This is a genomic window from Qipengyuania benthica (assembly GCF_030717865.1).
In the GTDB taxonomy this organism is placed as follows: domain Bacteria; phylum Pseudomonadota; class Alphaproteobacteria; order Sphingomonadales; family Sphingomonadaceae; genus Qipengyuania; species Qipengyuania benthica.
This window is the reverse complement of the sequence record NZ_JAVAIL010000001.1, coordinates 577,835-589,004: the sequence shown is the minus strand read 5'-3', so window position 1 is coordinate 589,004 and position 11,170 is coordinate 577,835. Positions and strand designations below refer to the sequence as shown.

Annotated in this window: 8 protein-coding genes; 5 read left to right on the top strand and 3 right to left on the bottom strand. The window is 64.3% G+C overall.

What is annotated here, in order from left to right; all coding sequences use genetic code 11:
- The first annotated feature begins 62 nt into the window (after positions 1 to 62).
- From Q9K01_RS02965 to Q9K01_RS02945, 5 genes are all read left to right on the top strand, one after another.
- Positions 63 to 428, top strand: a complete 366-nt coding sequence (locus Q9K01_RS02965; protein WP_305928713.1) for a response regulator — start codon at positions 63 to 65, stop codon at positions 426 to 428.
- Between the two features lie 14 nt (positions 429 to 442).
- A complete protein-coding gene (gene cheB / locus Q9K01_RS02960) occupies positions 443 to 1,585 on the top strand; it encodes a chemotaxis-specific protein-glutamate methyltransferase CheB (RefSeq protein ID WP_305928712.1) in 1,143 nt (380 codons plus the stop codon).
- Positions 1,576 to 2,454: a CheR family methyltransferase gene (locus tag Q9K01_RS02955; RefSeq protein WP_305928711.1), complete on the top strand. Its 879-nt coding sequence runs from the start codon at positions 1,576 to 1,578 to the stop codon at positions 2,452 to 2,454. The genes cheB and Q9K01_RS02955 overlap by 10 nt, the downstream gene beginning before the upstream one ends.
- 139 nt (positions 2,455 to 2,593) lie before the next feature.
- Positions 2,594 to 4,132, top strand: a complete 1,539-nt coding sequence (locus Q9K01_RS02950) for a putative bifunctional diguanylate cyclase/phosphodiesterase (protein WP_305929163.1) — start codon at positions 2,594 to 2,596, stop codon at positions 4,130 to 4,132.
- The gene (locus Q9K01_RS02945; RefSeq protein ID WP_305928710.1) at positions 4,129 to 5,997 is read left to right on the top strand and encodes a methyl-accepting chemotaxis protein; all 1,869 of its coding nucleotides are present in this window, start codon (positions 4,129 to 4,131) and stop codon (positions 5,995 to 5,997) included. Before Q9K01_RS02950 ends, Q9K01_RS02945 begins: the two co-directional genes overlap by 4 nt.
- 24 nt (positions 5,998 to 6,021) lie before the next feature.
- Here Q9K01_RS02945 and Q9K01_RS02940 read toward each other — a convergent pair whose 3' ends face one another.
- From Q9K01_RS02940 to motA, 3 genes are all read right to left on the bottom strand, one after another.
- Complete coding sequence (locus tag Q9K01_RS02940) at positions 6,022 to 9,354, bottom strand: amidohydrolase family protein (protein WP_305928709.1); 3,333 nt, start codon at positions 9,352 to 9,354, stop codon at positions 6,022 to 6,024.
- A gap of 111 nt (positions 9,355 to 9,465) precedes the next feature.
- On the bottom strand, positions 9,466 to 10,290 hold the full coding sequence (locus tag Q9K01_RS02935; RefSeq protein ID WP_305928708.1) for a flagellar motor protein MotB: 825 nt from the start codon (positions 10,288 to 10,290) through the stop codon (positions 9,466 to 9,468).
- Between the two features lies 1 nt (position 10,291).
- A complete protein-coding gene (gene motA / locus Q9K01_RS02930; RefSeq protein ID WP_305928707.1) occupies positions 10,292 to 11,155 on the bottom strand; it encodes a flagellar motor stator protein MotA in 864 nt (287 codons plus the stop codon).
- Between the last annotated feature and the right edge of the window lie 15 nt (positions 11,156 to 11,170).

The window sequence follows — 11,170 nt, the reverse complement described above, 5'->3', positions numbered from 1 at the left end:
GTGAATCCTTACCCGTCCCGATATATGTGCGATTCGCAAAAGAAACCCGAAGGGCGCGTGCAATGAAGAAATGTCTGGTCGTCGATGACTCCCGGGTGATCCGCAAGGTTTCCCGGCACATATTGGAAACCCTCGGCTTCGCTGTCGATGAAGCGGAGAACGGCAAGCTCGGTCTCGACAAATGCGAGGAAGCGATGCCCGACGTCGTCCTGCTGGACTGGAACATGCCGGTCATGACGGGGATCGAATTCATTACTCAGCTGCGCCAGCGCGAAGGGGGCGACAAACCCAAGGTCGTGTTCTGCACCACCGAAAACGATGTCGCACATATCCGCGAGGCGATCAGCGCCGGTGCGGACGAATATGTGATGAAGCCCTTCGATCACGAAACGCTGCAGATCAAGCTTCAGCTCGTCGGCATGGTTTGAGGCGGAGCTCTCTCATGGCCGCCGTCCTTCGTCCCGAACGCTTTGCTCAAGCCGCGGCGCCGCGATCGCCCGCGAGGAATGCGGATACGATCCGCGTCATGATCGTCGACGATTCGCTGACCGTACGCACGGTGTTCTCGCGGATGATCGGCCGCGAGGACGATCTCGCCGTGGTCGCGGATGCGGACACGGCCGAAAAGGCGCTGCTCGCGTTGCGCTCCACCGATGTCGACGTCATCTTGCTCGATCTCGAAATGCCCGGCATGGGCGGGATCGAGGCGCTGCCCAGACTGCTCGAGCGAGCGGCGAAGGCGCAGGTTCTGGTCGTGTCCTCGCTGACTCAGGACGGAGCCGAACATACGCTCACCGCGCTGTCGATGGGCGCTGCGGACACCATGCTCAAGCCGCGCCCCGGCGGGTTCAACGATCAGTATCGCGACGCGCTGCTCGCCAAGATTCGGGCTCTGGGGGGGCAGGCACAAGAGTCCGAGACTGACGGAAGCGAGCCAGCCGCGGTCCCGCTGCGGCGCCGCACCAAAGTACCCCATGTCGTGGCCATCGGCGCCTCGACCGGCGGCATCCACGCGCTCAATCTCTTTCTGCATCGCCTGCCGCGAGAGTTCGACCTTCCGATCCTCATCACCCAGCATTTGCCCGAGAGCTTCATGCCCGTTTTCGCCCGCCAGGTGGAAGCTGCTGCCCGCCGCCAGGCCGTGCTCGCCGACGAGGGAACCAACATCGAGCGGGGTCGGATCGTGATCGCTCCCGGCTACGGACATATGGTGGTCCGACGCGCCCACCCGGGTGTCATCTCAGGCACCGGTACGGTCACCGGCCTGGCGCATCACCGCGCCACCAGCGGTTGTATGCCCTCGGTCGACCCGATGTTCGAAAGCCTGGCCGATTGCTTCGACGGTCATGTCGCGGCGGTCTTGCTGTCCGGCATGGGCCGCGACGGGACCGAGGGAGCCGGCGCGGTTGCGCGGGCCGGCGGAGCAGTGTTCGCGCAGGACGAAGCAAGCTGCGCCGTGTGGGGCATGCCGCGCGGCGTGACCGAAAGCGGAATTGCCACTGCAGTGCTGCCGCCCGAACAGCTCGCCGACGCGGTGATCGCAGCGGCGGCGGATGAGGCGGGCGGAGCAGCGGCGTGGGTTTGAACGACGCGTCGCATCGTATCGTCGCCGATCTCCTTTGCGCCCGGACAGGCCAGCAACTGACGGATAGCCGCCTCTGGCGGGTTTCCTCGGCCCTGGCTGGACTCTTTCGCGAACATGGGCTTTCCAATCTCGACCAGCTGGTCTGCCTGCTCGGCGATGGGGACCAGGCCGAACTGGCTACCCAGGTCGTCGAGGCGCTGCTCAACAACGAGACGTATTTCTTCCGCGATCGTGCCTACTTCTCGATCCTGGCCGACACCGTCCTGCCCGATATCGCCAGCAGGCGCGCGGCAAGCAAACGCATCCGTATCTGGTCGGCAGGTTGTTCGACCGGGCAGGAAGTGTTGTCGCTGGCGATGCTGTTTGCCGGACAACCCCAACGCTGGGCCGACTGGGATATCGAGATATTGGGCACCGATATCTCGATCAAGGCGCTCGCGGTGGCCAATTCCGGCCTCTATTCGCAATTCGAGATCCAGCGCGGCATCAGCATCGGCCAAATGCTGCAGTTCTTCAGCGAGACGCCGCAGGGCTGGCAAGCCAATGACACGATCCGCGCGTTGGCGCGGTTCAAGCAGGCGAGCGTGCTTGCTGCGCCGCCGTCTCCGGGAAATTTCGATCTCGTGCTGTGCCGCAATGTGTTGCTCTATTTCGACCCTCCGACCCGTCGGGCCGTGTTCGAACGCCTCTCACAGGCGACCGCAGCGGATGGCTGGCTGATGCTGGGCGCCGGCGAGACCGTTATCGGCCAGACCGATCTCTTCGTCCCCGCCCCTTGCGGTGCTACGCTCTATCAACCGGTCGGCAGCCGCCGCCCGGCCGCGGCGAACGGGCCAGTCAAACAGGCATTTGCCGGCCTGCCTGCCTGATCGTGCCACGAGTGCTCGATGCCGCGGCGATCGGCCGCAAAGAAGGTAAACCGGCGCTTTACCCATTCTTAGCACCTCGCCGCCTAAAACCCTTCAGGCAGCGTCGGTTCGACTTCTGTTGGGGGATAGTGTGACGGATATGCCGGGCAAGGGAGAGTTCTCGCCGCAGGTCATGGTTCTTGCCCCGCTCGCGATTCTGTCTTGCGTGTTCGCCGCTCTCCTGCTGGCCTATACCGCAAGTCTCTCGGGTCCGCTGGTTTCCACCTCGGTGTTTGTCTCCCTCGGGCTCGCGACCTATGCCGCCGCGGTCGCCGCGCTCGTGAGGCACGGGTTGCGGCACGCCCGCCATCTCGAAATGGCGAGCCTGACGGATACACTCACCGGCTTGCCCAACCGTCGTGCCCTGCATCTCGACTACGCTCGCATCTCCCGGCACGAGCAGGAACTCGCCGTCGCGCTGATCGATCTCGACGGCTTCATGCTCGTCAACGATCACTACGGGCATGCGATCGGCGATCGAACCATCCGCGCGTCGGCGCAGATCATCTGCGAGATATGCAAGGACGAGGCACGAATTTATCGGCTCGGGGGAGACGAATTCGCGGTTCTCAAGTCCGGACCGGTCGCCGCGACGCTGCTCGAAGGTCTGTGTCGCAGGATTGTCGAGAGGCTCGCCAAACCCCTCCAGGTGGAAGAACGCCGTCTGACGCTGGGCGCCAGCATCGGCTTGGCGAGAACGACGCAGGCGCAGCGGCTCGGCTCGCCCGAACTGCTGCGGCAGGCCGATGTCGCCATGTATGCCTCGAAGCGCGGCGGCAAGGCGCGCTGCACCTGGTTCAGCCAGGAATTCGACGCCAACCGCGAGCAGATGCGCGAAATGGACGAGGAGTTGCGCTCGGCTCTGGCAAACGGGGACTTCGCGCTTCATTATCAACCGCTGATCGATTGCAGTTCGAGCAAGATCGTGGCCGTTGAGGCACTGATCCGCTGGCCGCGCCCGGATGGGACTTTCACCGCACCCGACACTTTCATTCCGGTGGCCGAGGAATCGGGCCTGATCAATCCGATCGGCCTGCTGGTGCTGCGCCGCGCCTGTCTCGATGCGCGCGAATGGAACGGCATCACGCTTTCGGTCAATCTTTCGGCCGCGCAGCTTCGCAACCCCGAATTCCCGATCCAGCTCGGCCATATTCTCGAGGAGACCGGCTTCGCTCCGGAACGGCTCGAGCTCGAGATCACCGAAACCTGCCTGGTGCTCGATCCGGTCGTCGCCGGGCGCAGTCTTTCGGTGATCCGCAATTTCGGCGTCAGCATCGTGCTCGACGATTTCGGGACCGGATACGCCTCGATCGGTTTCCTGCGGCAGTTCCGCTTCGAAAAGCTCAAGATCGATCGCAGCCTGGTGTCGCAGGCCGGGCAGGACGACGGCAGCCGGGCGATGATGCTTTCCAGCATCACGGTGGCCCGCGCGATGAAGATGCGCGTGACCGCCGAGGGCGTCGAAACCGAGGAACAGGCCCAGATGGTTCGTGCCGCAGGTTGCGACCAGATTCAGGGGTGGCTCTATTTCAAGGCCATGCCGGCCGCTGAAATTCCGCAATATCTCGACAGACCGATCGATATCGCTGCCACCGATACAACGGCAACGATGGCGAACAAGGAAAGCAGGGTAGCATGAGCGCTCTAAAGGATGTGGCGAACGAGCTCGTCGCCCAAAGCGAGATCTCCGAACGCGAAGCGACCGGCTCGGAGGCCGCTCCGACCCGCACGGCGGAAGGCGAGGTGCCAGCGAGCGAAGCTTTGCTTGGTCGATTTGGCGCGATCTTTCGTCGTATGTCCATCGCCGGGAAATTGCGCACCTTGTCTTCGGCGAACTTGGCGGCGGTGTTCGTCATAATGTTCGCCACTGCGATTGCAGGCGTGATCGCGCTCGACATGCGCGATGCCCGGCTTGCGGTTTCGGAAACGCAGGTCGCAGCTGCCAATCTGACCAAGAACATCGAACAAGCGCGACTTCACAGCCAGCGCTATGCCGTTACCGGCGACCAGGCCGATCTGGTCGCTGCGCATGAAGCGCTCGGTGCGACCGGTGGCTTGCTGGACACGATCCGCACCACAGCAGCAGAATATTCGCCGGATACCACGGTCGAGATCGACTATCTGGGCGAACAGCTGGAGGGTTATGACCGCGAACTGCAAGCGTTGCGATCGTCCTTCTTGCGCTACGGCTCGGGTGAGCGCACCCAGACGATCGCCGACGCCATCTTCCTGAGCGGCGCCAGCTTTGCCGAGCAGGCCGAAGCCATAAGCGGGGAACTGATCGAGGAAGGCCATGCTATCGACGCCGGTTCGGCGAACGCAATCGTCTGGATTATCGCAATCCTGGCGCTGGTCAGCGCCTTGATGGTGGCAGTGATTTTCTTCAGCTCGCGATATCTGACGCGCGATCTGTCGGAAATTCTCGTCGAGCTGACCTCGGCCGCCGAAAAGCTCGCCAGCGGAGACAAGGCGATCTCCATTCCCGGGCGCGATCGCAAAGACGAAATCGGTGGTTTGGCCAATGCCTTGCACATCTTCCTGCGGGTTGCCTGGCGCTTCGAGAAGCTCATTTCCGAGAAGGCGGGACGTGCCGAGCAAGAACTGCAGGAACGCGCCGCCCTCGAGCAGGAGCGCGAAGACATCCGCCTGCAGAAGGAGCGCACTCTGCTCAAGCTGGCGCAGAATTTCGAAACCACGGTCGGCAATGTGGTCGGCAGCGTCGCCGCCGCGGCCACCCAGCTACAGGCCACTGCCGGTTCGATGGCCAGCGTCGCCGACCAGTCCAGCAGGCAGAGCACGCAGGTCGCGCAATCCATGGAACAGGCCAGCGCCGGGGTCACTGCCGCGGCTGCCGCATCGGACGAATTCGCCATGTCGATCGGCGAGATCAGCCGTCAGGCAGCCAGCTCCGCTTCGCTCGCCCGCCAGGCGACCGAGGCTGCGGGCGACGCCGACGAGACGATTTCCGCTCTCTCCACCTCGGCCGATCAGGTCGGGAAGATCGTGGAGTTGATCCAGTCGATCGCCCAGCGCACCAATTTGCTTGCGCTCAACGCCTCGATCGAGGCTGCGCGCGGCGGCGAGGCCGGACGAGGCTTCGCGGTGGTCGCCAGCGAAGTCAAGGAGCTGGCCAATCAGACCAGCCGCGCGACCGAACAGGTCGCCGAGCAGATCCGTACGATGCAGAACTCGACGGGAGCCAGCGTCGATGCGCTGCGCTCGATCGGCGAGCATATCAAGCAGTTGGAGACGACCGCCGTCTCGATTGCCAGCGCGGTCGATCAGCAATCGGTCGCAGGCCAGGATCTGGCGCGCAGCATCGATCTCGCCGCCCGAGCGTCGGGCGAGGTTTCCGCCAACATCGACCAGGTCCGCGAGAGCAGCCTGGTTACCGGAGCAGCCGCCAGCCAGGTTCTCAACTCGTCGACCGAACTCGAAAGCCAGGCCAGCGCGCTGCGCCAGCAGGTTAAGTCGTTTCTCGAGAAAGTCAGGGCGGAAGCCTGACTTCCGCCCTTCACCTTCGAGCGATCATTCCCACCAATAAGGCATGCGGCGAGCATCGCCGGTGACGACCTCGTTCATCGTGCGCGCATCGTAGAGACGCCCGCCGATCATCACCCGCTCGATATCGTCAGAATTGCGGATATCCTGCGCCGGATCGGCCGAGAGGATGACGAGATCGGCCAGCTTGCCCGGCTCGATGCTGCCGATATCGCGATCCATTCCCAGCGACTGGGCGGATTCGATCGTTCCGGCACGCAATGCCTCGACCGGGCTCATCCCTCCACGCACGAAGCTCCACAGCTCCCAATGCGCTGCGATCCCGGGCTGCTGCCCGTGCGCGCCGATACTGACCTTGACGTTCCGCTCGGCCAGCTTCTTCGCCTCGCGCGCGGAATTGTCGTCGACATAGGCCCAGTCGGGAGCCTTGGTGCGACGCGCGGTTTCGGCCAGCAGCATCCGCGGCGGGGTGTGGACCAGCAGCGGATTGTCGAACACATCGGTGGCCTGACGCCAGTAGGGGTCGGCCGCCAGCCCGCCATAGGTCACCACCAGCGTGGGCGTGTAATTCGTCTGGCTCTGGCCGAAGAACTGCAGCACATCCTCGTACATCACATCTACCGGGACGTTGTGCTCAAGCGTGGAATTGCCGTCCGCGACGAGGTTCATGTCCATCCCGAACAGCGACCCGCCCTCGGCGACCACCAGCATGTTTTCCGCGCGGGCTGCGGCAACCACCTGCTGACGCTGTTCGCGGCGCGGCTGGTTGTAGTTCTTGACCGAAATTCCGCCCTGCGCCTTGATCCGGCGGACATGGGCGAGAGCATCCTCATAGCCGTCGATCCGGGCATAGACGCTCGGCGCCTTGGCCCCGTAGATGATCTCGCCGGTCGAGAAGATGCGCGGCGCGAGCAGCGTGCCCGCCCGCTGCCGCTCGGACGCCGCGAAGATCGAACTGGCGCTGGAGGAGGGATCGTGGATCGTGGTCACCCCCATCGCCAGTTCCTGAACCGCCGCCCAATTCTGCTGCGGCACCAGATCGCCCACGCCCTGCGGGCCGTGGGCGTGCGCGTCGACCAGGCCGGGCAGGATGGTCTTGCCGCTGGCGTCGATCACCGTGGCGCCGGCGGGCACCTGCGTGCTGGCCGAAGGGCCGACTGCAACGATCCGGTCGCCGCGAATGACCACTGTCCCGCTCTCAATCGCTCCCGCGGCGTCACCCGTCATGGTGAGGATGCGCGCGTTGGTGAGCGCATAGGTGCCGGTCGGCTTGGCGGCCCTGACGGTTCGGGCCAGCGAGATGCCCGTCTCGGGCTGCGCGAATTTGGGCACATCTTCGCCCGCGGGTGCGGTGCGGAACATCGCCGCCGTGCCGGCCGTGTAGAGCGTGGGGCCCATCGACCAGTAGAGCGTATCGCCGCCGTTGGCCCAGCCGATGTAATCCGCCCCGCCCTGACTTGCGCGCACCACCGGCAACGAGCTCGCCTTCTCGCCGACAGTGACCGCTTGGCCGCCGGGCAGCAGCGGCATGGCGAAGACTTCGTAATTCTGCCGGAAGGCGACAAAGTCGCCGTCCGGCGCGACGCGGAAATCATTGGCTAGCTCGCCCTCGGCGTGGACACGCACCGCCTCGCCATTGAGATCGGTGGAAAGCAGCTGCAGCTTGCCGTCCGAATTGCCCATCATGAAGATGCGGTCGTTGTCGGCACCATATTGCGGCACCCGATTGCCGCGCGAGACGAGCCTGGGTGCGCCGCCCGACACCGGGACGGTATAGACCCCGGCATTCTCGGAATATTCGGGCGAGGTGAGATAGCCGCCGCTGCGCTTCTCGAACACCAGCGTGCGGCCGTCGGGCGAGAATTGCGGAACCGCGTAATGTCCCGGCATGGCCGTCACGGTCCGCGCATTGCGCCCGTCGCTGCCCGCGACGACGATCTGGCCCAGCCCCTGGTCCGTCCAGCGCACGAAAGCGATCTGTTCGCCATCGCGCGACCAAGTCGGCCACAATTCCAGCGCATCGCCTTCGCCGGTCAGTCGGCGCGGCTCACCCCCTGCAGCGTTCTTGACGTAGAGCTTGCCCAGGCTTTCGAAGACGATCCGTCGGCCATCGGGTGACAGGGCGGCGAATTTGGGAATCTTGGTCTCGAAGCTGTCGGGCGCCACCGGGATGACCGGGTGCGGTGCGTCGGCGACGGTGCGCGTGTCGTCGATCCGGAAAGGGATCACCCGCGCCGCGCCGCCATCGAGTCCGATGCGGTTGAGCTTGCCGCCCGCCCAGAACACGATCTCCCGGCTGTCGGGGGTCCAGTCCATAAGCGGATAGACGCCATAGACGGCCCAGGTCTCCTGCATGTCGAGATCGAGCTCATCGTAGATCATCCGTTCGACACCGGTCGAAAGATCCTTGATCCACAATTGCGACTGATCCTTGTCGCGCCGGACGAAGGACAGATATTTGCCATCGGGCGACGGCTGCGGACGGACCGATCCGCCATAGCCGGAGACGGCGGTCGTCACTTCACCCGTGGCGATATCGTAGCGCTCGATCTCGAACAGGCTCTGGGTGGAATCCTGCGCATATTCGAACACCGCACCGGGCGAGACGTTGCGGGTGTAGAAGATCGATCCGCCATCCGCGGAATAGACCGGTTCGCCCAGCTCCTTCTGAGCGGCTTCGTTCTCCCGTTCGACCAGCGCGACGCCGCCACCGCCCGAGACGTGATAGAGCCAGACTTCGCCCGTCCCGGCAGACCGCTGGGTGGTGAAATGCTTCTTGGCGGCGATATAGCGCCCGTCCGGACTCCAGGTCGGCTGGTTGAGCAGGCGGAAGTCTTCCTTGGTGACCTGCCGCTTGTCCGAACCATCGGCGTTCATCACCCAAATATTGTCGGCCCCGCCGCGGTCGGACGTGAAGGCGATCCGTCGTCCGTCGGGCGAAAAGCGCGGCTGGATTTCCCAGGCGAGCCCTTCCGCGACGCGTGTTGGCGTGCCGCCGGAGATCGGCATGGTGTAGATATCGCCGAGCAAGGCGAAGGCGAGTCTGCGGCCATCGGGGGATACGTCGACATCCATCCAGGTGCCTTCGTCGGTGCGGATCGGCACCTGGCGCAGCGTCGCGCCCCGGGGCGCGGTGATGTCCCAAGAGGCCTCTTCTGCTCCTGTGCCTGGCTGGACAAGGGCGGGCGCAGCCTGGACCGCTTCCCCGGTGCCCTCCTTGGGCAATGCTTCGTCGGATTGCGACGCGTCCACTTCCTGCTCCTCTACCGGATTGGGCGAAGGCGGGGGGGCGTCGGATTGGGCAGCGGCGGCCTGCGCGAGGAACAGCGAGGCGAGGACGGATGCGACAGTGAATTTCATGGATTGAATCTCCCGGATCGACGCCGGTTTAGGCGCAGATTCGCGAGAGTCAAAGCCGCTGCATAATTGCCGCGCTAGCGGGTCGCCCGAACTGAAAATCGACCGCCCGCGCTAGTCCGCCAAGGTCAGCGAAATCCGGCGGTTGCGCGGATCTGTCGGATCCGCGCTGATCAGCGGTTCGGTGTCGGCGACGCCCTCGATCCGGCGGAACCGCTCGATCGCAATTCCGTGCTGCATGAGCATCTGTCGCGTCGCTTCGGCCCGACCGGCTGAGAGCGACCAATTGTTGACCCGCTGCGGATCGCGCCAGCGCAAGGCGTCGGTGTGGCCACGAACGGTGATCTTGCTGGGCTCCGGGCCGATCGAGGTGGAGATGACCTGCAGCAGGTCGCGGGCATCGCCCGTCAGCGCGGTTGTCCCCAGCGCAAACATCGAAAAATCGGCATCGTCCACGAGATCGATGCGGATGCCCTTGGTGGTATCCACCATCCGCACCTGGCGCATCAGCCGACGAAGCCGCTCCTCTTCCGCGATCTTGCTTTCGATCCGCTGCTGGATGCGCTTGATCATCGCCGCCCCCTCGCGCGGACCCCCGGTCGCATCGCGTGGGACGGTCAGGGTCTTGGTGCCCGTCTGGCCGGCAGCATGTGGGTAACTATCGACATCGGTCAACGAAGAGCCGCCCAGCAGCCCGTAAGCCCCCGCGCTCTGTTCCTTGGTCTTGACCAGCGTCGGGGTGAAATAGTCGGCGAGCCCCTTGCGCTGGTCCTCGGTGGTCGAACCGAGCAGCCAAAGCAGCAGGAAGAAGGCCATCATCGCAGTGACGAAATCGGCATAAGCCACTTTCCAGGCACCGCCATGGTGTCCCGCCTCGACGATCGTGACCTTCTTGACGATGATCGGAACGGGATCGTTGCGAGCTGCCTTGCTGGCCATGTCAGCGGCCCCGCAAGGCGTCGAGGAGTTCGGTCAATCCCGGCCGCACCGCGTGGCCGAGGCCCGATCTCGCCGATTCCACGACCAGCGGCTGCGGGTGGCCGTAGAGCGAAGCGATGATGACCTGCTTCACCGCATGGAAGATCATCTCATCCTGTTCGAGCACCTGCTTCAGCCGGCCTGCGAGCGGAGAGACGATGCCATAGGCAAGCAGCACCCCGAGGAAAGTGCCAACAAGCGCCGCGCCGATCATCTTGCCGAGAACCTCGGGCGGTTCGTTGATCGAGCCCATCGTCTTGACCACGCCGAGCACGGCGGCGACGATCCCCAGCGCGGGCAAGGCATCGGCGAGCGACTGCAGCGCATGCTGCGGCTCGTGCAGTTCGTGGAAATGCGTTTTCATAGCATTGTCCATCACCTCCTCGACCGCATGGGTTTCCAGCGTGCCCGAAGAGACCACCAGCAAGGTCAGCGTGTCGCTGATCAGGCCGATCAGAGCGGTGTTCTTGAGCAGGCCGGGATAGGCGCCGAAGATGGTCGAATCGGCGGGGTTTTCGAGATGGCTTTCGAGCGCCACCGGCCCCTCGTTCTTGAGCGTCTTCATCAATTGCGTCGTCAGCGCGATCGCATCGATGTGATCCTGCTTGGTGTGCTTGGGTCCCTTGAAGATCTTGCCGAACGCGCCGCCGATCGCCTTGAGCCCATCCATCGAATTGCCCGCTACGATCGCGCCGATCGCCGCGCCGCCGATGATCAGCATCTCGAAGGGCATCGCGACCAGAACCGGACCGAGCGCGCCACCGCTCAGCGTAAACCCGCCAAAAACCATGACGAGCAGGACGATGATTCCGATGATCGCGAACATTGAATGCGTACTCCA